Source organism: [Flexibacter] sp. ATCC 35208 (assembly GCF_001975825.1).
In the GTDB taxonomy this organism is placed as follows: domain Bacteria; phylum Bacteroidota; class Bacteroidia; order Chitinophagales; family Chitinophagaceae; genus Chitinophaga.
The window spans coordinates 1-26,218 of sequence record NZ_MTKN01000034.1 but is presented as its reverse complement, the minus strand read 5'-3'; the positions used below and the strand labels follow the sequence as shown (position 1 = coordinate 26,218).

The window sequence follows — 26,218 nt, the reverse complement described above, 5'->3', positions numbered from 1 at the left end:
GGAATTAAATGGGTAACCAGGTATAGATATAATACCTGTTTTGGGTATAATTTAAGATTACAGGTTACATAACTGCTTTATTATGGTGTAAATAATTCCTTGTGCTTGCTTTCTCCTATTGAATTTTCAAACGTTCATTCCCGTTATCCATTTCGCTACTCTTCCGGTTCCTTGCTGGTTTACTTCCAAAATTATATGTGAATGAAACACGCAACTGGCGATAATCAACATAACGTGCTTCAGTGGCTTTAACATTAGCATAATCATACCGGTAAACAAACTTCATTGAGTTTAACAGGTCATATACGCTTAACTTAATATTCGCCTTTTTTTTGAGTATGCCTTTCTGGGCCCCTACCGTAAGATTATAGATGGCATCCATTTTATTAAAACCAAACAATTGGGGCGAATCATATTTAAACTGCATTTCAAACTTTAAGTTGGCAGGTGCTGTAAAAGTATGACTGGTACTGAAACCATAACCTGAAAGATGACGATCATAAGGTACCCCCAGATAGTTATCCGCTTTTGTCTGATCGATATAACAGTATGCGTTATTATAGGAACTCCACCATTTGGTAATAGTCACCGGGATATCCACTGATAACGACAGGTTATTCAGCACGTCCAGATTGGTTACTGAGAGTATATTGACATTGGTTCCCTCTTCTATTTCCTGAATGCTGACGAGTGGATTGGTAGTTCTCGCATAACTCAGAGTAATAGCATAATCTCCTTTCCAGATATCGGAAAAAGAATAGGTGTGCGTATATTCAGGTGTAAGGGAAGGGTTTCCCTGCAGGTAATAATACTGGTTGAAATAAATGAGTGTGGGATCCAGGTCCTGGTAGGAAGGCCTGCCTATCCGTTTATTCATAGCTAACTTCAGACTATGCTCACCGAACTTGCGGGCAGCGCTCAGACCGGGAAAATAATCCAGGTAATTATACGCTACTTTCAGTTTAGACGTCACAAAGTCAGCACTGGATGAAGTCCTTTCCAGGCGTACACCGGCAGACAAATCATATTTGCCCAAACGCTTTGAAAGATTCCCATATGCGGCCAGAATACTTTCATCGTAGGTAAAATGAGTATTAAAATCCGGGATATTTACAAACTGACCACCACTAAGAGAATCATATATGAGGTCATTCTTTTGTTTTATCCAGCCGCCCTTTACCCCCGCTTCCAGTGTAGTTGAAGTGTTAAACGGCAGCGTGTAATCAGCACGTAAAACATTGTTGGCTACAACAAAAGGTACGTTATTACGAAGCGCATTGGAAGGTTTTAACTCACTCCCATCAGACCGGCTATAATAATTATAACTAAAGCGGTCATCGAGGTTATTGAAACGGGAATACGTGTAATTGATCTCTAACTTATGCCCCAGACTGTCAAACCGCTTTGTATAATAAAAATTGTAGGCTGTATTAGTAAGATGTTTGATGTTCCTCGTTTTCGTTTCATAAATAGAGTCCGTTTTGGAACTCGGGCCACTTATGTGCGTAATATCATCAATGGTACGGTCACGGCGAAAGGCATTGATGTCAAAAGTAAAACCTATAGAACTGGTATGATCCAACTCAAAATCAAGCCCGGCTTTAGCTACATGATTATTGAACAGCGGCCGGAAATACATTTCCTGGTGAAAGTTTAGTGGACCATCAGCCTGTACGTTACGATCAAGTTTAAAGTCTACCGCCTTACGCATCCGGTTGTAACTATATGAGCCAAAGAAGTTAAAACGGCCCATTCTGGCATTGGCCAGGAAAGAGCCGGTCAGATTAGGATAAATACCCTGGTTGTAACCTGCAGTAGCAGAACCATTAATACCGGCCTTTGTATTCTTTTTTGTAATGATGTTTATAATACCTCCGCGTCCCGCAGCGTCGTAGCCTGCGGTAGGGTTCGAGACGACTTCTATTCTCGATATACTTCCTCCTGGCATATTTTGCAGGAATGCTGCCAGCTCACCGGCAGGCAGAGGACTTATCTTGCCATCAACCATTACTGTCACACCGGCCTTTCCATTCAGCCGCATCTGCCCATTATCCGTAGCAGACAGGCCAGGTACCTGTTGCAAAAGCTCATTGGCAGTACTACTGGCACCCAGCACACTGTTACTTACATTCAAGATGAGTTTATTATTACCTTTCTCTATAAACTGCTGCTTGCCCAATACCGTGACAGTATTCAGGTTCTTCTTATCACCCTGCATATAAATCGTTCCCAGGACCAGCACCTCACTTTTATCCTGCAACTGCATTGGCTTGCTGCGATAAGGTTTGTAACCCAGGTAAGTAATTTCAAGGTAGTAATTCCCCGGTTTAATATCCTGTAATATAAAATGGCCAATAGAATCAGTGCGGGTAGCGCTGACAAAACCTGCGCCAGCTGCTTTCAACAAACGTACTGTACCAAATGAAATAGGACTACCTGAAACGCTATCTGACATAGTGCCTGAAATCCCGGATTGAGCTTTCAAAAATAATGGTGTACAAAGCAATAACATTAACAGCAATTGCCTGACTGTAAGCAATCCTGATTGTGTGCTGTATAACTTTGAAAACCAGTAATATGAGTTTCTCATTCTCAGTGAAAATGTAGCCGGAGGGCTTTTAAAAAACATAGGACTCAATAATTAAAAACAAATTGTGTTAAAAAATGAATCTACATCCGGCTAACAATCGGGTATGCAGACATAAATGGTTAATAGTATCTCTCACACATGGATTAACATAATTTACTAATTGGGTTTTCTAACAGTTGTAACACTATTAAGCAAAAAAAATGAAACAATAACTTGCTCTCATAATGGTAACAGATATTCTGTTGTATTAATAAATTACATCACGATTTGGTTATTTTGACTTCCTTAAGACTCAAATTAAACATTTTTTTTAAATCCGACACTACCAACCATAATTTAATTGTTTGCATAAATATTGTTAGTGAGCCCCACAAAATTTAATCATTAATCTTCCAATAGTACCCCCGCCTGTTTTTTCATCCCCAGGTGATAATAATAACTTCCTACTGCAATATCAAATATTGCCATACCCATAGGATTAAACATGATTACATCCGACGGCATTATGTGTTGCAACAGATTGTCACAGATGACGGATGTAAGTGTGACTGTATCCTTTTCTTCCAGTCCTGCTTCCCTGTGCATATTTTCAATATCTGTATTCTCGCGGCACACCTCTTCCCAATCATCTACTATCATCAGCTGCACCCACTTCCTGTAAGCCGCAGTATAATCGCGTAATGATACATTTAATTGCAACGACCCGGGTTTAGGTGGCAGGTTTACATATGGCTTTTTGGATACTGTACAGGTCATGAAAATGTCTGCATCTTCATAAGCTTTTTCCCAGCTGTCAACAACAGTTACCTGCCCCTGCAGGGCATCAGGAATCCTGCGCTCATCTACTCCTTTCAGATCAAAGATGCGGATATTCAGCTGTCTGTCACCAGCCACGGCAGCCAGCATTTGAAGGTGCAACTGCCCAATGGGACCAAACCCGGTTATTCCAACACGAAACGCCTGCTGTGACGAACGCTGTTGCAGGTAAGCATCCAACAATACACCTGATACCGCAGCCGTACGTATACCACTTATCAGTGCTGTATTACAAACACATAATGGAAGACCGGTATCTGCCTCATTAAGAATTGTAACCGCATGCGCTCTCATCAGACCTTTTTCAATGTTACCCGGAAAGCTGGCAATCCATTTAATGCCTGCCATAGAAATATCACCACCTACATAGGCGGGCATAGCTATTATGCGGTTCGCCATATCACGGTAACGCAGGTATGGCTTGATAGGCTGCGCCACATTCTTCTCTTTTAAAATATGCAGGGTGTTGCGGATAACGGAAAGCTGTTCATGCCAGTTAATACCAAGGTATTCCAGCGCCTTCCTGTTCAGGTATAACATAATAAAAGTTTACTAAAGTTTGATTAACGGTTTAACGGGTAAGTTTTACATAACAATTCCAGAGCGAATACCCCATATAGCCATTATAAGGCCGGCTTATCCTATCCAGCAATGAATTATAACGTTGAAATTTTTCAAGGTGATACCGAAAGCGGGTACCCTCATCTGCAATAATCTTATCAAATTCCTTTACTGCAAAATCATATAATTCCAGGTCATATGCATTCGTGGCTTGTATCAGTTCAAGTGCGCGCTTTGAAATCTGGTGTTTCGCCGGTTTATTACGGATCGTATTCAGTTTTGTGTAAAATGGATAGTTCCATCCAAAATACTGCTTCATTAACAACAGGGTTTCGTCAAACCGTTCTGTGATACCAAATATTCTGTAATGGTGCAGCAGGTTATATTTGGCAGTTTCTAGCATTTGGCGGTTACATTTTTCACCACCTTTGGTGCGTATGCCTGAAATCTGACGTGTCTGAATATTATCCAGCTCCGCACTCAGGCCACTATTCACGAAATCTTCCAACTTCATTTTGTTAGCCATGAGTATGTTATGCAGATAGTGGTCCTTCAACTTCAGGATGTAGTAATAGTAGGAAATAATCCTTTCTACTGGGTCGCGCAGCAGTGTAACATAAGTGTAGTTTTCATACCCTTCATGTATCCCAAAGCTTGTATGCCCCTGCAGTAGTTTCATTTTATTGCGCTGCTGCGCAGGGATAGTGCCGAACTCCTTCAGTGCTTCATCTGTATTGCCCGACCGCTCCCTTACATAAAAAAAGAACTGATCGTTCCTGGAATAACGGCTGCTCATTACCGACACCAACGTAGTGCCGCCACTGCGCGGTACATGTGTAAAAATAATAGGGTAATTATCGAAGGTCTTTGCCATATCCAATCTTTTTAACAAACAGTTTGTTTTGCATCTACTGGTAATGACAGAGTGTGACTGCCGGGTATTGGTTCCCAACCAGTGCGCTCCAGGAACTGGCTGAAAGGTTTATTTTTTGCGGTAGGTATAAAGTCAGCTTCCAATGTATACAAACCGTTGGCTGCAGCATATGCCTGCAGGTGCTCCAGCACGATATCCTCCACTCCCCTGCCCAGTACACGGCAACTTAACAACCACGTATCTATAAGTAAACGGCCATTGTGGGCCCCGGCCAGTAATAAGCCTACAGTCCCATAGTTGCCAAAGCGGTCTTCAACCTTTATAATACGCTGTATACCATTGTTATCTTTCATATATTCCAGTACGCCGGCGCTGCTAAGCTGCTTACCATTCAGGTTGAACTGATTGGTGCGCAGCGTGAGTTGTACAGCACGTTCTACATCTACTTCTGCAAGGGGATCCATATATACGCGTATGTTCATCGACTGCATGAACGCTGCTATAGACCTGCTTTCTTCCTGCGCTGATTTCCGCTCTTTTTCTGCCTTGTACATATTATTACGCTCACGGTCTTCAGCAGTTATATGCAGGCGGTCAAAAGCCCAGTTATGATACAGGAAACCCGGTATTCCAGCAGCATCTCCGGGCAATGGCAGCGCCAACAGATCGGGATATGCAGCTGATACCTGTTCTATCTCAAACATGCTGTCATCCAGGAAAATAAAACTGTCTGCTGACAGGTTAAGCTCCCTGGCAAGGCTGCCGATATTCAAGGCTTTATGCTCCCAGTTGATGCGGTGTGCAGCTATATGTGAGCGGTTCAATACCATATCAGGATGGGTATCAAAAACCTCCCATACATCCGCCTCATTATTTTTGCTTGCAATGGCAAGCAGGAAACCCTCTTCATATTTTTTCAGCAAGAACCGCTGCAATTCTTTAAAATTTTCATCTATCTCTACCCCGCGTGCGTCAGTCTCTCCGCATATACCTTTCCATAAAGTATTATCACAGTCAAATACTATCACCTTGTATGGCGTAGCCTTGCAGGCTCGTACCTTCCTGGCCAGTAGGGTACCCAATGCAGCATAGTATTCTGTAGAGAAAGGTATGTGTCCAACTTCGTCCGACCTGGTATCAAACACTTCCTCTACGGCATACAGGCTGGCCGCTTCCTCCATATCAACCAGGTAACAACCGGTTTTATTTGCGAAAAAGGTTAATAACGTGTTGTTCGCCAACTCCAGTGCTGCCGCTACTTCCGGCGCATATCCTGCTGCAGGTGATAGGGGTGCCAGTCCTACCAGGCAGGTCACAAACATATGCTCCCGGCTATAATTAAACGCTTTCTTTAATTCTTCAGCTGCCTGTTCCAACAGGGTAACCTGCTCTTCCGCTGACCAATCACGCACATCCCGGATCCAGTCTTCCACACGCAAAAGCAGCACATTGATGCCATCGGCATTATAAAGCAAACTGTCTGTATTATATAGCTGCTGAAAAACCTGGTTATAGGGTGCAAAATTGATCTGCAATCCCATTTCAAGCTCCTGGCTCCAGTATTGCATATACTCCTCCAGCGGTTCTGCCACAAATGTTGAACAGATATTAACAGGCGCCACAGCAGTTGAAACATTCCAAGAGAAATAATCTGCCAGCAGTTTTGCAGGGTCGGCAAGCACACTTTCCAGCAGCACCACGTAGCGGTCCAGGAAAGTTTCCATGCGGGCCGGTGTAAACAATTTACTATTGTAGGAAAAATATAACTCCAGGGTATCTGCAACAGGATGTATATCCAGCTTAAAATCCAGCACGGCATGTACTTCATCCTGTCTGCCTGGCAAATATGGACGGATGCGAACCTGCGTACCATCAAGTGTGCCGCCAGCAGTAACGCCCTGCCCCGACATTCCACTCTCTGAATGAAAGTTCACCATTGTATCGAAAAACGGGTTATGCGACATATCACGCTCGTGTATACAATGTTCTACCATCAGGTCAAACGGATAATCCTGGTGCTGGTAAGCCTGCATGAGTACTGCATGTGTCTCGCGCACATAATCTTCCAGACGGGTTCCCATATCAGTTTTCAGACGAATAGGCAGGAAATTGATGAACACACCCAACATATTTTCCAGATCTACATGGCTGCGGCCTGATACAAGCGATCCCAGTACCACTTCCTCCTTGCCTGTATAATGTGCCAGCAACATACCATATAATGCAAACAGCAGGTTGTTGAGCGTCGTATTATGTGCCTGTGCCATCTTTTTCAGGTGCATGGTGCTATCTGCAGAAAGCGTACGCTGTATGTAAGCACCACTGAAGGATAAAACTGCAGGCCGCTCAAAATCCGCCGGAAAATCCAATGACGGTATATGATGTTTATATAGCTGCTGCCAGTATGCTGCATGCATTTCATATATCCCATTATGCCAGGCTGCGTAATCTTTATACTGCAGGCGTAAAGGAGGCAGGGGCTGCCCTTCACCGGCTTCATATAAACGATAGAAATATAATAGTTCGCGGGCCAGCAATCCTCTCGACCATCCATCACTTACTATATGATGTATATTGAACATAAACAGATACTGCTCTTCCTCCAGGCGCAAAAGCATGGCCCTCAGCAAAGGGCCCTTTTCGAGGTCAAAAGGTGTGCACGTATCTGTTGCCATCCATTCTTTTACCAGTTCTGCCGCATTGTTAATACTCCGCAGATCTTTTTCCTGCATGACAAAACCACTGGCATCAGCTGGCAATATAAGCTGCATAGGGTGACCGTCTTTCGTTACGAATACCGTCCGCAGGTTCTCATGTCTTTCAACCAGCGTTTCCAGCGCACAGCGAAAAGCAACTGTATCGACCGGCCCTTCAAGTAATGTGGCACTTGGTACATTATAAGCGGCAGCACCATCTTCGAACTGGCTCATTATCCATAGCCGCTTTTGTGCGTGGGACAACTCATATAGCCCCCTGGCTTCCAGCGGTATAATATGCTGGAATTGCTGGGTAATGGCATTTTGCACCAACACTGCCAGCTGCGCGATAGTAGGGTGGGCAAATATCCTGCTTATCTCAATTTTAACATTGAATTGTTTGTGGATATGCGTAGCCAGTTGTATGGCTTTCAGACTATGTCCGCCCATATCAAAAAAGTCATCATCCACACCTATCCTGGGATTCCCCAGCAATGTTTGCCAAAGGACAGCCATTTGAGCTTCTGTCTCATTCCGGGGCGCTACATAGGCGCTATCATCAATAAGTTGCACCGGCGGCAAAACAGCCTTATTAAGCTTACCATTGGCTGTAAGCGGCAACTCTTTCACCTGTATAAAATAACTGGGTATAAAAGCCTCTGGTAACGAAGCAGACAGGAAACTGCGCAGATCCTGCGCGGCTGGTGATCCATTACTTTCATAATATGCCGCCAGCTCTTTTCCAAATGCTTCATTGTCTATTGCTATCACCGCCACCCGTCTTACTGCAGGGTATAGTGCCAGCGCAGACTGCACCTCATTCAGCTCTACACGGTAACCGCGAATTTTCACCTGGTCATCTATACGACCGGTGAAAAGAATATTACCTTCTGCCGTCCAGTAGGCCTGGTCACCTGTACGGTATATGCGCTGGCCGGTAGATGGATGTACGGCAAACTTTTCAGCCGTCAGCACATCGCGGTTCAGGTATCCTTTTGCAAGGCCCACACCTGCCACACACAACTCACCCGCAATACCCGGTGGCACACTGTGACCTTGCTCATCGAGTATATAAATATAACTATTTGCAACAGGGCGACCGATCACCGGCTGAACGGCATATGCCTGCAACTGCCTGGTATCTATTAACGTAGCAACGGTGCCTATGGTAGTTTCTGTAGGACCGTAATGATTTGCCAGCGCTATATCGGGCTTAATCCGCACAATTTCTTCCAGATCGCGTACCCGGATAGGTTCACCACCTGTCAATACCAGCCTCAATTTACTGCCGGCGAGTAACTGCGCATTGGAAGCATGTGTAATAACATGAAACAGTGAAGGGGTTGTTTTGATAAAAGTAATCCCTTGTGCTGCTATGTACTGCACCAGCGCATCCGGCTGTTTTACCATGCTTTCAGGTACCAGATGCAGATGACCGCCGGTCAGCAGCGTGCCCCATATACTGGTATAGCCCAGGTCAAACGCAAATGAAGATAGCAACACGCCACTATCTTGTTCCTCCAGGCCGAAGGTGCTTTTTAACCAGCACACATAGTTCACCAGGGAACGGTCTGTTATCTGCACACCTTTGGGTTTACCTGTAGTACCAGAGGTATATATCACATAGGCTATAGATTCCGGTGTACGCTTCCCATTTAAAACAGTAAGCCCGGATTGTTGCCATGAAGCATCTTCCAGGTAAAGCATATCACCGGTGTAACCAGCAGCATGATGCACCAGCGACCGCTGAGTAAGCAGCAATGCGGCATTACTGTCTTCCAGCACAAACCGCAGGCGCTTTTCAGGATTGGCAGGATCTAGCGGTACATAGGCCGCTCCTGCTTTAAGAATAGCCAATATACCAATAACCATATGTTCGCGCTCTTCACACATCAATGCCACCAGGCTACCAGGCATTATTTTCTTTTCATTTACAAGATAGGCAGCCAATGCATTTACCTTCGCCTGCAAATCGGCATAGGTAAGAGTTGTACTACCAGCTGTCACAACAGGAGCCTGCCCATACAGACCCGCCTGTTTATCAAAAAGTTCATCTATAGTAAGGTCTCCATCTTCAAAAATGGTTTGGACATCATTGAACTGCTGCATGATCAGCTGCAATTCATCATCCCCCAGCAACTGCATGGATGAAGGTGTAACAGCCGGGTTACCGAGGCACTGTTCCAGTATGCAGATATACATACTAGCCAGCAACTGTATACTTTTTTCGCTGAATGCACGCTGATTATAACAGAAAACCAGCCGCCATTCATCCGCTTCCCGCACACAACGCAATTGTATTTTTGTGGCTTCCGGTGATGCCTGGCGCTGAAGTATTTCAATAGTATCCGCATCAGCCACACTCATTCCCCTGAAACGCAGCGGCATGTCCTGGTATTCAAAAATATATGGTAGTGGAGAAGGATTCCCATGCGGCATATAATAAACCTTATGCTCATCGTTTGCCTGTAATATGCTGATATAAGCATTCAGCGATGCATGGAAAGGCGTTACAGGTGTTAATGAAATAGCCACTGGCAGGCACCTGGAAAGCAGCCCCAACGTTTGATTCAGCTCTGCAAAATCACGACCAGTATTTATATGCCCTGTTACGGCTTCCTGGCAGCCGCTAAAGCGCCACAACATCCAGTGCCAGCAAAGTCCCATGGCAGCTTCCAGCCGCTCCTGGTCAAAAGCTGCCAACTGCGTTCTAAGCGGTATGGTTACTTGATATGTAGCCTGTACATATCCCTCCTGTTGCTGTGGATCCCTGTCAAAAGGTAATAACGGCAATTGCTTTTCCGCCGCTTTATTATTCCAATAGGCCAATCCTTCAACTTTCTCTTCTGCGTCCTGCAACTGATGCTGCCATTCGGAGAACTGAAGATAAGGAAGCACATCTGTATCAGCTGATAAATGTTCCTGGCCGACAGTCAGGTAACCCAAAATTAGTTGATCGGCTAATATTGAAACGCTGCAATAGTCTGCACAAATTGCAGGGATGGTTACCGCAATAATAGTAGTATTCTGCGATGCCGCCGCAACATCAATTCGTATCAGTGGTCCCTGTTCAAGATCAAACACCTGCTGCGATGCAGTTGTCAGCAATAACTGCTGCGCGTTAGGAGTACCATCTGTATTATGCTCTTCATAAATAAACCCGGCAGTATCATTTACAATCTGCACAGGCCATTCCGTGCCCGGCAATTTGACATAAACAGTGCGGAACACAGTATCCTGCTCAATAACTTTTTGTACGGCCATTTTCAGCCTTTGTCTGTTGAAACTGCCTGCTATACGCAAAGCTAACTGGGCATGAGGTAAAGGCCGGTACTGCTGTGACTGAAATACTTGCTGCTGCTGAGGAGACAAGCGATAACCAGAAAAGACGTCCATAATATTTCCGTTTGAATACTTCTTTAGTGGATAAGGAGTTAACTCTTAGTGGTTACAAGAATTTTCATTTGTATACTATGACTATTCATACTAATTGCATGGCGGCAAATTAATAAAGATTATTAAGCAGAAAAATTCCATATGGAATAAATTAATCCATTCAGCATATAATCCGGCAGATAAATAAACATAACAGACTTTTCACTATTCTGTTTAAGATAATTTAGTCCAATTAGAATAGTAATAATTATTTACTCATTGTACATTTGAGCGTACAGCAATGCAGTTAATCTACCCAGCCACCCTCATTAATCAACTCAGTCCGTTATTTATGAAATGTTCAGATCTTAACCTCATATTTAAGAAATTTTTAGTGACCCTGTTTCTTTACCTGGTACCGGTAATTATTTTTTCGGCTATCCTCATTGCTATAAAATATTTTCTACCGGGGGTAACAAAAAACACCCCTCTGTCTACAACACAAACAATTTTATCAAAAGAGTAAATACCACTCACTTTGATCTATTCTTAAAAATAAACCAATGGACATATTCAACCTTGTCATCCGGAATCTTGCCAGCTGGGGACTTATGGCAATTTACCTGAGCCTTGGCATCCTCGAGTTTGCACTTGGCCTGTATACAGGACGGTGGAAAAAAAACGACCGCTACCTGGACCTTTCATCCTTTATAATTGGCTATCTGCTAAGATTTCTAAAAATCAATTTCTTCCTGCTATTTTTATTACCGCTCGTGATACCCCAATATAAAAGCGCTTTTTCATGGGTATCCCTCGGCTGGGCAGTACTGATCATCATCATTGCAGATGATTTTACACAGTACTGGTTTCACCGGTTGCATCATGAAATCCCCTGGCTGTGGAAGTTTCATCGTGCACATCACTCTGCCTCCTATATGGGCATGGCCATGGCTAACCGCAATAACCTGGTGCAAAGCCTGCTATTTCCTAACCTGTATATCACAGCTACACTTACCTTCCTGGGCATGGGCCCCGCCTCGCTGATTGTGGGCACCATACGCGGTGTTATCACATATCTTGCGCATTCCAGCATTCGCTGGGATATGCCCCTGTATCGCTATCGTATACTGCATCCTTTCACTTGGGTACTTGAACGCACCATATCACTGCCTGCCACACATCATGCTCACCATGCTGCACATGATCGCGATGGAATTGGTCATTATAACGGCAATTATGGCAATATGCTGCTCATCTGGGATGTGATATTCGGCACTGCCAAAATAACCCGCAAATTCCCCCAGGAATACGGCCTGGAAGATCATGACGAATCCTGGTCCTCCCAATTCTTTTTCCCCTTCGTTAAATCCCAAAAACCGGGTAGTGACCTGTCATAATTAGTCTATTACATTTTAACCGTTCATGCGATGTTATTCAATTCCTTTGAGTACCTGCTGTTTCTGCCACTGGTAATTGTTATGTATTACCTGTTGCCAGCCGCTTACCGCTGGGTACTACTGTTGGGGGCCTCCTGCTATTTTTATATGGTATATAAACCAGTGTTCATCCTTATTATTTTCTTTATCATACTGGTTGACTATCGCGCTGCTATCATGATAGACCGGTCCACGGGGCACAGGCGAAAGCTGTACCTGGTAATCAGTATTCTTTCCAACATAGGAATACTGATGTATTTTAAATACTTCAACTTCATCATCGAAAATATAAATCTTGTCCGCCAAACAGCCGGCTGGAAGCCCTACTCTTTCATGGAGATACTGCTGCCCCTGGGCCTCTCCTTTCACACCTTTCAGGCCATGAGTTACACGATTGAAGTGTATCGTGGTCACTTCAAACCTGAACGTCATCTGGGCTATTATGCACTATATGTCATGTACTTTCCCCAGATGGTTGCAGGGCCTATTGAAAGACCACAACATCTGATCGGGCAACTACGCACCGACCACCCCTACAACCGTCAAAATATCGTTGATGGCCTAAAACTGGTAATGTATGGTCTTTTCAAAAAGGTAGTGATTGCAGATAATATTTCGCGTATCGTGGATGAGTATTATGGCGTAGCAACTGACCATTACAACTCAGCAATAGCTATTTTCCTTTTTACTATCCAGATCTACTGCGATTTCTCAGGATATTCCGACATTGCCATCGGCTCTTCCAGATGCCTCGGTATTGACATAATGAAGAACTTCAACTTTCCCCTGTTTGCTGGCTCCATGTCATCGTTCTGGCGGAACTGGCACATCTCTCTTACCACCTGGTTCCGCGACTATGTATATATCCCAATGGGAGGCAGCGAAGTATCCGGGTTCCGGAAAAACCTGAATCGTTTCATTGTGTTCTGTATATCAGGATTATGGCATGGTGCACAATGGACATTTGTTCTATGGGGAGGCATTCATGGCTTATTGCTTATTATTGAAGACAAACTGCATCTGCGTAACAGACATACCAGGCTTACCACCATTACCACGTTTATACTGATATCATTGACCTTCGTATTATTCCGCGCTCCGGATCTGCACATAGCTGCAGTTACATTTACCAACCTCCTTTCGCCGGCCATTATAATTACCCCGGCATATGCATGGTGGATTGCACTTGTCACAGGCTTTTTGCTCTTCGAATACAAAATACGAAATACAGGTTTCGTGGCTTTCGTCAATACCAAACTGCCGGAACAGCGCAAATATTACTATTACACGTTGATGCTGGGCATTTATTTCCTGGGTAATTGGAATGCATACCAATTTATTTATTTCCAATTTTAATATTCCGTCACATATGAGAATGTCATTATTACAGAAGACAACCTGGTTCTTACTCCCCTGTCTTGCCTTTGTACCACTCTACTTCTGGCTTATCAGCCGCTCGGGAAATATTTACCTGCGAAAGGAGCAACTCCTTGAAAAACACATCAGCCAGGTCAATTGCCTGGTAATGGGTTCATCCCATGTACTACATGGCGTAAATCCTGAATACCTGCCATCCGGCGCCTTTAACATGGGTAATCTCAGCCAGGACCTTGGCACTGATATCCGTATAGTGAAAAGATACCTCAACGATATGAAAAATCTGCATACCGTAGCTTTTGATATTGATTACCTGACCACTTTCTATAGCATGACAGACCGGGAGAATAAATGGCGGGACTATTACTATAATTACTTCATGAACCTGGATTATACAACCTCTTACAACCAGCTGCGCGCATCTTTACATCTGCTGGAACCTGGCGTGGTACAATATACCCTGCAGGGCATCCTGCTTAAAATGATGCACCAGCGTACGGAATTTATCATGCCAATGAATACATGGGGATATTCACAACGCACTTTTTCAAAAAACATTAATGAGAGGACCGGAAAAAAAAGAGCTGCAGCACACTCAAAACTTTATTCAAAAGCCTTTTATGATCAAAACCTGCAAATATTCAGGGAAACCCTGGCCATGCTTCATAACCGCCATATACGGGTAATATTGTTCTCTACGCCGGTTACTGACTTTTACGCCAGTAACCTGGATCCCCGGCTTGTAAATCTACAGGAGGAGTTCATTCATGAAGTACAACAACAGTATGCACTGGAATATGGGAACTTTACCCACGACAAACGTTTTAACCTGCAGGACTTTTCAGACAACGACCATTTAAATAACCAGGGAGCTGTTAAATTCAGCAAAATATTATGCAATGAACTATTTAACCACCCCAAAAGCGGACCTCCGGCCATAGCTATGAAACGATAGCCTCATTTACAATATTTCCATACTCGAACCTGATGACCCTGTCTGCGTGTTTGAAATAAGCATCATCATGTGTTACGGCAATCACTGTTTTACCTTTTTCTCTGAATCTTGGCACCAGCTGCTCATAAAAAAACTTTCTGAAATGCGGATCCTGGTCTGCAGCCCATTCATCCAGGACCAGTACCTGCCGGTCTTCCAGCATGGCAAATATCAACGCCATCCGCTTGGCCTGGCCCTTAGAGAACCGGCGGCGGGCCGCAGCGTCCAACGTATCATCGACCACACTATCCAGCTCCATTACAGCTAGTAGTTGCTTATAGATGTCATTACCAACCAGGGAATAATTCTCATAATTCTCCGAAAAAAGATGATGATCTGAATAAATAGCGGATATATGATTTCTGTAGTATTGGGAAGTATTCTGCACCTCCCTCCCGTTAAGAAATATTTTACCGCTGGCAGGTGTGTAAATACCCGTGAGTATGTTTATAAATGTACTTTTACCACTACCATTGCCACCTATAATAAAAACCACCTCTCCCCCTTCCAGAGAAAAGTTGAGGTGCTGCAATGCATACCGGTCGCCACCTTCGACAGTATCATATTTGTAACTAATATTTTTGAATGAAAGCGATTTTACCTGCCCATGTCCTTCCATTGCTCCCAATGATGGCACAGTTGCTGACAATGCCTCCAGCTCTTCCATAAATTTGTTGATACGTTTGTTGGCTGTCACAGCCTTGGTAAAAAATGTTTGCATGCTCATTAAGGAATTAATAGGCCCTCTCAGGAATAACAGAATAATTACAAAAGCACTTACTTCCTGCCGGTTCAACATTTTCAGGTAAGGCAATACAAATATCACACAGCCAATTACCAGGTAGAAACCATACTGGCTCACCAGGTTAATAAATGTCAGATACCCAGATACAAAGGATTCTGTATCTCTTACCGAGGCACGGTTGGGAAAGAAAAACTTCTCATTAAAATTAGTGCGTCTTACCAGGCTCAGTTTAAACTCTTTAAACCCTTTGATAAAATCTTCCAGTAACTTAAAATACGCGTCGTTCTCTTTACGCAATTGATGCGCACTCCGGGCAACTTTCCTGTTTACCATTAAAAACACTGAAATCATAACTGCTATCAGCAATACAACGAAGATCATAGAAGGGATGGACACCCAAAAGAAATACACCACGCATATAAGCAATGTAAAAAAGATGGAAATACCCGTAGTAACAAGACCCGGCAGGAACACCAGCATACGCATATCCTCAACAGCACCATAAATCCGGGGTGAACCTATCTGCTCTAGCTGCTGCAGGCTGATGGACTGAAATCGCTCCATTATCCGCAGCTCATTTTCATAAATAAGATGGTTGGCAAATAGAATGATCTTCTTATGAAAATACACGTTCATCAAAAAAGACACCACTACTATCGCAAAAAAAATAAGGCCCGGGTCCGAAGTATTAACAACCTGCCTGCCAGACACTACGCCATTCATAATGACCAGAATACTCATCGAAAAAATAGTATTCGGAATATAGAAGATCAACAATAAAAATACCTGCTTTGCTGTAATCTTGAACATCTTATTGGAATTCATGGGCTGTGTGCCCTGTTTATGTTTTACAGGTTAATAGTTTGTTTTACCTGCAGTGAATTGCCCAAATACATGTGAGCCAGCACTGGCCGGCACCACAGCAGGCGGCATTAAACTATGGCAGGTAAAACAGGAGCAGACAGCCAGTAATAATATAAAGCATAAAGCGGCCAGACGGGTTAATCGTAACATTGGAAATAAATACAGCTATTATTCTTCTTTTTTAAAGTTCCGTAACTCCGGGTATACACGTTCTACCCTGCGCTGCAAGGCGTCGAATTCGATCCCGAATCCGATCGGGTTGGCAATCCACTCTTTGGTGAGACGGGCTACTTCATCTTCAATTAATTTGTAATCACCCGTTTGCCGCGCAATAATGTTCAGACGGCAGGCACGTTCCAATGCGACCATATACATGATGGCTGTTTCTACATTCTGCCCGCAGGTAAGCGCACCATGGTTCGCCAGTATAACAGCACTTTTGCCACCTAATGCCTGCGCCAGCTTTTGTGCATCTTCGGCTTCATTTACAGGACCATTATATTCCCGGTACAGGGCATGGTTATCGAAGAACATACAGCAATTCTGGTCCAGTGGCAGAATAGGTGCATCAAGTGCAGCGAAGACAGTGTTCCACGGTGAATGGGTATGCACAATACAGTGTATGTGCGGATACATTTTATGAATGGTAGCATGAATACAAAAACCCGCCACATTCACCGGATGGTCACCTTCCAGTACAGCACCTTCCTCATTAACCATAATTAAATTGTCAGGGGTTACTTCTTCTGCCAGCATACCAAATGGGTTTACCCAAAATGCATTCTCACGCCCCGGTACCTTCAGGCTGATATGCCCGCTGATGCCTCCTTCTTCAAGATTAAGAACAGCCATCATCCGATTGGCAATGGCCAGCTTATATTTCAAGGTTGCTTCATCAGTTTCACTCACTAATTTTTTCAGGTAATGGGCAGCAGTTTGTTTTCTTGAATTACTAATCTGTTTCTTGTCCACAATAGTGGCAGTGTCCTGCCGGGACGGATATTCATCTGTCATCGCGACCAGGATGCTGCGCTTGCCTTTATATGGATTACGACCGTGGGAATACAGCACATTGTCCAGCATTATAAGGTCACCGGCCTGCCACTCAAATGATAACTGGGCCCTGCTGTAAGCCGCCTTAATTTCAGCCAGGGTTTCTGTCTGAATACTGCTGCCATCACCGTAGTAAGCATTACGTGGCAGGTGCTCTTCTCCGTAATTCTCCAGGAGAAAATCTGTAATCTCTGGTCGCAGGTTACTGACATGAAAGAGATGGGCCTGGTTGAACCAAACCATTTCGCCGGATGAAGGATGTTTTAAAACTGACTGGGAACGCTGTTTTGTTCTCAAGCCACCAGCCTCTTTCCATTCCAGTTCTATCTGTTTCTGTTTAGCATATGCCGCTACCTTTTCTTTGTCTGATGTCTGGAAAAAATGCTCCCAGCTGATATCCAGTTCTTTACTGAAGTTGCGTACATACATCACCCGTTTCTCTTCAAATTCCCTGCGGGTCCGTTCACTGAGCAGCTTGTATACAGCACGGCTATCACAGATAGGTGTCTGACCACCTTCCGCTGCCGGTATATCGCAATAGAAAAAGATCCGTAATGGCCAATGGTTCGAGTAGGAATGCTCATTATGCTGCACTATATATTCTTCTTCAGGAAATTCTGTAGAAGTATATACTTTTTGCCCCACCTGGGTTCTCGGTGTAGAAGGCTCTGTGTAATCCAGCAGTTCGCTGCCCGACACCTGCTTCACGATCTCCGGGAAAACAGACTTTCCATCCAGCGGCTTAAACCCACGGAACAACAGGTTCCTGTTTTCCTCATAAGCAGCGTTCACTTTATCTATATTCGCACTGATCCATTTACCCAGGTCCAGGTCAGGATCTGCCGATTGAAATATAGTTAAACGGGTAAACTCATTACCTGTCTGGTTCTTTTCAACTTTCTGCATTGAATTAGCAGTAACTGTTTTCGGAACAGTATTTAAAAGCCCCTGCAGGCTGTTCTTTGCAATCGTCATGGACAATAATTTTTTATTTTTTCTGAAGGCTTTGCAGTTTCTTTAACAAGTTGTCTTTGACTGCTTTTTTAGATGTACTCAGGTAATGCTTATACCCGCTATTGAAAGTATCCAACTGTGCGACAGCCACTTCAGGATCCGCTATTACTGCTGCCAATAACTGTAAATATCCCTCTGCAATCAGCGTTATAATTTCTTTCCTGAACAGTTGTGACCTGTATTCGATCATACCAGACAAATTTCTGCCAGGACGGATAATCAGACTCAGGTCGAACTTAGCATTGACCTCACGTATGCCAATCGGGCTAGCTTTAATATTCAGTTCCTCTAAACCCGCCAGGTCATTCTCCCGCTCACTGTTCAGCACAAACCTTGCCTGGAAAACAGGGTTCACTCCCGGTATGCGTTCATAATCCAGGTGTGTCACCAGTTCTTCAAATGGCATATCCTGGTGCTCAAAATCCCTGAGCAGTTGCGTACTGGTTCTTTGTAAGAGCTGTACAAATGTTTCACCGGTATTGATGCTGGTTTTAATGGCCAGAGTGTTCACAAAAAAGCCGATTATGGATTCCAGGCTTTCATGACGTCGACCGGCAACAGAAGTACCCAATATCACCTCCTGCTGATGGCTGATATGATATAGTAAAACATTAAAAGCTGTAAACATCAGGGAATACAAGGTGCATTGACGGTTAAGTGCCAGCTGCTGAAGACCGGTGTATAAACTGTCGTCTACCATGAAGCTAAACACATCCCCATCTATACCCATAGCGGCAGAACGTGCCTGCGCAAAAGGCAGGTTTAATACTGGCAGTTCACCCGCCAGCCGTTGTTGCCAGTAACTGATCTCTTTTTGAAACGCCGGACTGCTGATATAATGCTGTTGCCATACGGCATAATCTTTATATTGTATAACCATTGGTGGTAGTGCTGGCAGTTTTCCCTGCTGCAGACCAGCATACAATGCTATCCATTCTTTGATAAATATCTCCATTGACCAGCCATCGCTGATAATATGATGCATAACTACCATCAACAGGTACCGGTTATCGGGGAATACCAAAATCTTCACCCTTACCAACAGCTGATCATCCATTGGAAAAGGTATACTGCTTTCAATCCTTACCAGCTGATCAATCTCTTCGCGGGCAGGCATATAGGCTACTTCCTGTATTTCGAAATCAGGATAACCTGCAGGCAGTATCTTTTGCTCAGGCAGCACCTCATCGTTTACCAGCACTGTTCTCAGACTTTCATGACGAGCGGTGAGCAACAGATAGGCATCTTTAAGCAAGGCTGTATTCAGAGGGCCTTCCAACAGCAACGCACCAGGAATATTGTAGGCCACAGTATTATCCGCCTGCTGGCAGGTAAGCCAAAGGCGACGCTGGTTAGTTGACAATACATAACCTGCTGCCAGCGGTGCTACCGGTATCACACTTTCATCAGCCTGCTGAGGACAGCTATCTATCAACTGCGCCAATTCACGGATGCTGGTATGATGAAACACATCTGCCACCTTAATGGAAGCAGACAATTCCCTGTTGATACGATTGACCAGCTTTACTGCCATGAGACTATGGCCGCCCATTTCAAAGAAGTTATCATCAATACCGATGGATGTGCGGTGTAACAATTCTTCCCATATTGAGGTGAGCAATTTTTCAGTTGGCGTTCCGGCCGTTATGTACTGCGTTGTTCCTGTTAATCCTAACCCTTCAGGCACCGGCAATTGCCTGCGATCAATCTTACCATTCGCAGTTAACGGCAGACTTTCAAGCTGTACATAATGAGCGGGCAACGAGTAAGAAGGCAGCCGCTGTGCCAGGAAGGTACGTAACGAAGTTTTGGATACCGCACTGTTACCTGTGAAGTAGCTCACCAGCTCCTTCTCTCCCACAGCATTACTCCGAGCTATCACTACTGCCGCATCAATATCTTCATGGCTTTGCATCACACTGGCTATTTCTCCAAGCTCAATGCGGTAACCTCGTATCTTCACCTGATCATCACTGCGGCCCATAAATACAATGTTGCCATCCGGCAGCCAGCGACCGAGATCACCGGTACGGTACATCCGCTCGCCTGGACAGAAAGGATTAGCTACAAATCGCTCTGCAGTCAATGCCTCACGGTGCAGGTAGCCCGGTGAAAGACCGTCGCCGCCAATACATATTTCCCCGGTAATACCAATGCCGGTTAACTGGAACTGTGGGTCTATGATGCAGAAAAATGAATTGCAGAAAGGAGTCCCCAGTGGAATCACACCATCATTTTCCGTTAATGATACCCGGTTGATTAACTTACCAATAGTAGTTTCAGATGGACCATAGTGGTTATATACCTGGCAGCCTGCATGATTGTTGTATAAAAGGGTTAGCACATCCCCAGTCAACTGCTCGCCGCCGAAAACAAGGCATTTCTGTGGCGCAAACAAGGGACCGCCGGCAGGTTGTAGTGCTTTCCAGTGAGACGGTACAATCTTAATACAATCTACCGGTGTTGCAAACAACTCTTCTCCACTCATCAATGTTTGTGTCGAATATATATACAGTGTACCTCCTATCAGCAATGATGTATAAATAACCGTATTACCCAGGTCTGCCGCAATGGTAGAGACAAGGCCAAATGTACGGCATTCAGCGATGTTGGTGCGTGCCAGTATGCCGTAAGCGTAATCTGCCAATGCTCCGTGGGTAATCATTACTCCCTTGGGTTGTCCGGTAGAACCTGAAGTATAAATCACATAAGCCAGGTCTGCTGGCATTGCTGCCATTACAGGATCTTCGTCCGGCATTTCCATGACTGCTGCACTATCATCCAGGTATACCGCCGCCACGTTAAAAGTATCAACCATCGTACGGTACCTGCTTTGGGTCACAATCACCTGCACACCACTATCCTGCAAGAGGTATTGAATACGTGCTTCTGGAAATTCAGGATCAATGGGCACATAGGCACTACCGGCTTTCAGGATACCAAGTATAGCCACCATCATATCAATAGAACGGTCTGCCAGTATACCGGTAAGCATGCCGGCACCTGCCTGGTGATGCTCTTGTAAATAATGTGCCAGTTGATTGGCCCTTTTGTTCAGCGCTGCATAAGTAAGGGTTTGTCCTTCATGCACCAGCGCTATCTGATCAGGCATTTTCCGGATCTGTGCCTCAAACATGGATACCACTGTCGCACGCCGGTCGAAGGATACATGACTGCTGCTAAATGTATTGAGCAACCTGTCTTCTTCAGCTTCAGTCAGATATGGCAGCATATTAATGGGACTATCCGGGCGGCTGGTTACTGTATGCAGCAATTGTTCCAGGTGAGTGGCCATGCGTTCAATCGTGGATGGATCGAACAGGTCTGTATTATATTTTATGTTTACAGTAAGCGAGGCACCGCTTTCAATAAATGCAAAGGTTATATCGAACTTACTAACCTCAAGGCTATTACTTTCGTAGCCCTGTATATCCAGGCCATGCATTGACGGAATGTGACGCAGAGAGGATTGATCATGCTGCAACATGACCATTACATCAAACAGTACATTGCGGCTTACATCCCGCTGCAGATCCAATTGATCCACCAGCTCATCAAAAGGATAGGCCTGGTGCTCAAATGCAGCCAGTGTCACTTCCCGCACATGATCCAACAATGTTGTATAAGAATCTCCTCCTGAGAACCGGATCCTAAGGGCAAGCGTGTTTACATAGAAACCAATCTGGTCCAGCAGGTCAGCATGCCCCCTGCCCGCAACCGGTGTACCGGTTATAATATCTTCCTGCTGCGTATAACGATGCAGCAGCACATTTACCAAACCCTGCAAGCCCATAAACATGGTAGCACCCTGCTGTTGGCACAATGTACGCAGTTGCTCCACTGCATGTTCAGGGAACTGATGGGTAACTACACCACTCTTATAGGTGCGTACAGCAGAACGAACATGATCGGTAGGCAACTCCAGAACCGGTAATTCTCCTTCAAGTTGCAGCAGCCAGTAAACCTGGTCAGCAGCCAGAATTCCATCCTCCAGCTGCGCCTGTTGCCAGCATGCATAATCCTTATACTGGATAGCAAGTGGTAAAAGACTGTGTGGTATGCCCTGTACATGATGATTATATATCAGCAACAGCTCGCGTATGAGTATTTCCATTGACCAGCCATCGCTGATGATATGGTGTACAGTGTAAGCAAATACCCAACGGCTATCGCCCACCTGGTATAAACCGGCCCTCAATAAGGGTCCTTCAGCAAGGTTAAATGGTTGCGTTGCTCCGGCTTTTACCAGCGCTTCTACCCGTTGGTCCTGGTCTTTGGCAGTGCGCAGATCTGTATATTGAATACTGAACAGCTGCTGCGCTGCCGGCACAATATACTGGCGCAATTCGCCTTTCTCATTTTCCCGGAATACAGTGCGTAATATTTCATGCCGTTGTATCAACTCATTAAATGCAAAGTTTAATGAAGCCAGGTGCAGCTCACCTATAAATACATATACACCTGGTATATTATAAGCAACGTTACCATTTTCAAGCTGGCTTAGTAACCACAACCTGCGTTGTGATGACGACAACGGATAACTGCTTTGCAATATGGCCGGCAAAATGCTGCTATAGGTTGTTTTACGTGCGCTGGTGATCAGCACCGCCTGATCTTCTAATACAGGCGCTCCAAACAATTCTTTGAGCGGTATCTTTACTTCAAACACCTTGTATAGCTGGCTTGCCAGACGGGTAGCCCGCAAACTGTGTCCGCCCATTTCAAAGAAGTTGTCTTTTACACTGATATCACTGCGACCCAGTATTTCTTTCCATATAACTAACAGTTGCTCTTCCGTAGCATTGCGTGGAGCTACGTATTCACGGTCACTGGCCCTGCCACCACTTTGGGGTGAAGGCAATTTCTTTTTGTCAACCTTACCATTAGGTGTTAAAGGGAAACTGTCCAGCTGTACATAATAATCCGGCAGCATATAAGCGGGTAAGTGTTTACCCAGGTAAGCCCGGATTTCTATTGCATCCAGACCAGGTTCGCCGGTAAAATATGCCGCCAGTTCCTTTTCGCCGGAAGCCGTACTAAACACCACTAACAACGCTGATGATATACCAGGATATGCCTGCAATACATGTTCTATCTCTCCCGGTTCAATGCGGTAACCCCTGATTTTCACCTGGTCATCCCGGCGGCCAATAAACGCGATGCTACCATCAGGCAACCAGCGACCAAGGTCGCCGGTGCGATACACACGCTCACCCGAAACATAAGGATGATCTATAAATTTTTCGGCGGTGAGCTCCGTCCGGTTCAGGTATCCCAGCGCCAATCCATCACCTCCTACTATAATTTCACCTGTCACGCCTACTGGACATAATTGCAACAGCTCGTCCATAATATAGACGGTACTGTTATTAATAGGATATCCCAGAGGAATATCTGACATGGAAGATTGTATGTTATACGTAAGAGAGAAAGTCGTATTCTCCGTAGGACCGTAACCATTTATTACCTGCATACCGGGATAATGCCTGCGCAGGCGATTAATATGCAGTGCCGACAGCTTATCTCCCCCGGCAATGATAGTTTTTAGTCCTGCAAATATGTTGATGTCTTTGTCAATTAACTGATGTAACCAGCCGGCAGTAAACCACATGATGTCTACCTTATTTCCTGCAATGACCTGTGTCATCAGTTGCTCATCCAGCAGGGAATCCTGACTGCACAATACCAGCTTGCCACCGTTGAGCAGCATGCCCCAGTATTCAAAAGTAGTAGCGTCAAAAGAAACAGCGCCGGTGGAGAGAAGCGCTTCCTGCCCGGTAAGCGCTACATACCCACAGGACCTGACAAGCCTTACAATATTGCGGTGGCTCACCATTACACCTTTGGGTGTTCCCGTAGAACCGGATGTATACATGATATAGGCAAGACTGTCAGGTGTCTGCATGCACACAGGACTGAAAGTACTGTAGCAACCAATAGTGGCCTGGAACTGCGTCAGCTCATCAGCAGTGATCATCACCCTGCAATTGGTATCAGACAACATAAAAGCAATGCGGTCTTCAGGATATACCGGATCAATGGGTACATAAGCCCCACCTGCCTTCAATATACCTAATATAGTGATGATGAGCCATTCACTACGCTCCTGCTTAATGCCGATAAGATCACCAGGTTGTACCTGGTGCTGCTCCTGTAAGAAATTGGCAAAGCGGTTCGACAGTTCATCCAGCTCTTTATAACTATAAGCAGTAGCTCCAAAGACCAAAGCAATTCTTTGTGGTTGAATGATTACCTGTTCTGCAAACAAAGCAGGCAATGTTTTGTCTGCCGGATAATCAACCCTGGTGTCGTTAAATTGCCGCAGTAATACCTGCTCTTCCTGTTTTGTTAAATAATTGATCTTCTTTACCGGCATAGTTGGCGACTCCAGCATAGCCGCCAACAGCTGTACAAAATGCGAGGCAAGCCGCTCAATAGTAGCTGCATTGAAAATATCTGTGCAGTAATCAACTACCATGTTCATGCCGACATTGGTCGGCTCAAATATGAAACTCAGATCAAACTTACTGATGGTAGTGCGTTTGCCGTTGTACCCCTGTATCGTGATACCGTTTATACTCGTATTGTTCAGTTTCGGTGTAAGCTCTCCATCCTGTAGCTGCACCATAACGTCAAAAAGCGGGTTGCGGCTCATATCGCGCTGCAGTTGCAGGTCATCCACCAATTCGTCAAAAGGATAGGCCTGGTGCTCATAAGCCTGTAATGTAACATCACGTATTATATCCAGCAGCTCACGGTAACTGTTGTCTCCTGATAAGCGCGTACGCAATGTCAGTGTGTTCACATAAAAACCAATCTGATTTTCCAGGTCACTGTGTTCACGTCCGGCTACCGGCGTACCAACAATGATATCTTCCTGTTTTGTATACCGGTATAACAGCGCATTCACCGCAGCAGTAATACCCATAAACAGTGTGCTGTTGGCCGCCTGCACCAGCAATGCCAGCTGTAGGCTCAGATCCGCATCCAGCTGCCGGTGCACCTGGGCGCCTTTATATGTTTTTACCGCTGGCCTCGGACGGTCACCGGCAAGCGCCAGTACCGGCAGCTCCCCGGCTAACTGCGATAACCAGTAAGCCCGTTGCTGCGCCAGTATACCGCTGGATAACTGTTCCTGCTGCCATACGGCATAATCTTTATACTGTATCGCTAATGGTGGCAGATCACCAGCAGTAGCAGGCTGATTATATACCTGCAATAGCTCGCGTATCAACACACCCAATGACCAGCCATCGCTGATAATATGATGCATCACAAACGCCAGTACCCACTCCTGGTCCGACACCTCAAATACACCGACACGCATCAGCGGACCCGTTGCCAATTCAAAACCGGCATTACAAAAGTTATCGATGATGGCAGGTAAACTGGCTACCTGGCCCCGGACATCTTTAAACAACACTTTAAAATCCTCCGACGCCAGCTGTACATACTGCCTTACTTCTCCCTCTTCATCACTGTTAAATACGGTGCGCAGTATTTCGTGCCGGACTATTACCGCATTAAATGCTGCTCCTAGCAATGCAGGTTGCAACCTTCCTTTAATGACATATACACCAGGCATGTTGTAAGCCGTATTACTTTCCTCAAACTGGCTTAAAACCCAAAGGCGCCGCTGAGAGGACGATAAAACATAGTTTGGCCGTTCGGTTAATGGAGCAATGGCCGTATAGGTACCCTTCTGCGAATGATCAACCAATGTAGCCTGTTCTTCCAGTATCGCGTTTGCAAACAATTCCTTCAACGCCAGCTTAACACCAAAATCTTTAAATATACGACTGACCAGTCGGGTAACTTTAAGG

At 44.9% G+C, this 26,218-nt stretch carries 10 protein-coding genes; 3 read left to right on the top strand and 7 right to left on the bottom strand.

What is annotated here, in order from left to right; translation table 11 throughout:
• Positions 1–115 precede the first annotated feature (115 nt).
• The 4 genes from BW716_RS20605 to BW716_RS20590 all read right to left on the bottom strand — a co-directional run bounded on the left by BW716_RS20605 (position 116) and on the right by BW716_RS20590 (position 10,933).
• On the bottom strand, positions 116–2,455 hold the full coding sequence (locus BW716_RS20605; protein WP_179091203.1) for an outer membrane beta-barrel protein: 2,340 nt from the start codon (positions 2,453–2,455) through the stop codon (positions 116–118).
• A 519-nt stretch (positions 2,456–2,974) separates the two neighbouring features.
• Complete coding sequence (locus tag BW716_RS20600) at positions 2,975–3,946, bottom strand: 2,3-diaminopropionate biosynthesis protein SbnB (protein WP_083725483.1); 972 nt, start codon at positions 3,944–3,946, stop codon at positions 2,975–2,977.
• Positions 3,947–3,977: 31 nt separating this feature from the next.
• A complete protein-coding gene (locus BW716_RS20595) occupies positions 3,978–4,841 on the bottom strand; it encodes a sulfotransferase family 2 domain-containing protein (RefSeq protein ID WP_143708940.1) in 864 nt (287 codons plus the stop codon).
• An 11-nt stretch (positions 4,842–4,852) separates the two neighbouring features.
• On the bottom strand, positions 4,853–10,933 hold the full coding sequence (locus BW716_RS20590) for a non-ribosomal peptide synthetase (RefSeq protein WP_083725479.1): 6,081 nt from the start codon (positions 10,931–10,933) through the stop codon (positions 4,853–4,855).
• 542 nt (positions 10,934–11,475) lie between these two features.
• On the opposite strand from BW716_RS20590, the gene BW716_RS20580 reads away from it, so the two are divergent.
• Genes BW716_RS20580 through BW716_RS20570 form a run of 3 tightly spaced genes read left to right on the top strand, consistent with a single transcriptional unit; the run spans position 11,476 to position 14,680 of the window.
• The gene (locus BW716_RS20580) at positions 11,476–12,309 is read left to right on the top strand and encodes a sterol desaturase family protein (RefSeq protein WP_083725475.1); all 834 of its coding nucleotides are present in this window, start codon (positions 11,476–11,478) and stop codon (positions 12,307–12,309) included.
• 30 nt (positions 12,310–12,339) lie between these two features.
• Positions 12,340–13,704 (top strand): MBOAT family protein, encoded by a 1,365-nt coding sequence (locus BW716_RS20575; RefSeq protein WP_083725473.1) that lies wholly within the window; start codon positions 12,340–12,342, stop codon positions 13,702–13,704.
• Between the two features lie 13 nt (positions 13,705–13,717).
• Positions 13,718–14,680, top strand: coding sequence for a hypothetical protein (locus tag BW716_RS20570; RefSeq protein WP_143708939.1), 963 nt, complete (start codon positions 13,718–13,720; stop codon positions 14,678–14,680).
• Here the strand turns inward: BW716_RS20570 and BW716_RS20565 are convergent.
• From BW716_RS20565 to BW716_RS20555, 3 genes are all read right to left on the bottom strand, one after another.
• Entirely contained in the window at positions 14,667–16,274 is a 1,608-nt protein-coding gene (locus BW716_RS20565) for a cyclic peptide export ABC transporter (RefSeq protein ID WP_179091202.1), read from the bottom strand. The genes BW716_RS20570 and BW716_RS20565 overlap by 14 nt on opposite strands.
• A 222-nt stretch (positions 16,275–16,496) precedes the next feature.
• Positions 16,497–18,356 (bottom strand): class II aldolase/adducin family protein, encoded by a 1,860-nt coding sequence (locus BW716_RS20560; protein WP_083725467.1) that lies wholly within the window; start codon positions 18,354–18,356, stop codon positions 16,497–16,499.
• Positions 18,357–18,369: 13 nt separating this feature from the next.
• Complete coding sequence (locus BW716_RS20555) at positions 18,370–26,160, bottom strand: non-ribosomal peptide synthetase (protein WP_220388801.1); 7,791 nt, start codon at positions 26,158–26,160, stop codon at positions 18,370–18,372.
• Positions 26,161–26,218 lie beyond the last annotated feature (58 nt).

Excerpts from the sequence above, each read along its gene's own strand:
- BW716_RS20605 (WP_179091203.1), bottom strand. The coding sequence starts at position 2,455 with ATGTCAGATAGCGTTTCAGGTAGTCCTATTTCATTTGGTACAGTACGT.
- BW716_RS20600 (WP_083725483.1), bottom strand. The coding sequence starts at position 3,946 with ATGTTATACCTGAACAGGAAGGCGCTGGAATACCTTGGTATTAACTGG.
- BW716_RS20560 (WP_083725467.1), bottom strand. The coding sequence starts at position 18,356 with ATGACGATTGCAAAGAACAGCCTGCAGGGGCTTTTAAATACTGTTCCG.
- BW716_RS20580 (WP_083725475.1), top strand. The coding sequence starts at position 11,476 with ATGGACATATTCAACCTTGTCATCCGGAATCTTGCCAGCTGGGGACTT.
- BW716_RS20575 (WP_083725473.1), top strand. The coding sequence starts at position 12,340 with ATGTTATTCAATTCCTTTGAGTACCTGCTGTTTCTGCCACTGGTAATT.
- BW716_RS20570 (WP_143708939.1), top strand. The coding sequence starts at position 13,718 with ATGAGAATGTCATTATTACAGAAGACAACCTGGTTCTTACTCCCCTGT.
- BW716_RS20565 (WP_179091202.1), bottom strand. The coding sequence starts at position 16,274 with ATGTTCAAGATTACAGCAAAGCAGGTATTTTTATTGTTGATCTTCTAT.
- BW716_RS20595 (WP_143708940.1), bottom strand. The coding sequence starts at position 4,841 with ATGGCAAAGACCTTCGATAATTACCCTATTATTTTTACACATGTACCG.
- BW716_RS20590 (WP_083725479.1), bottom strand. The coding sequence starts at position 10,933 with ATGGACGTCTTTTCTGGTTATCGCTTGTCTCCTCAGCAGCAGCAAGTA.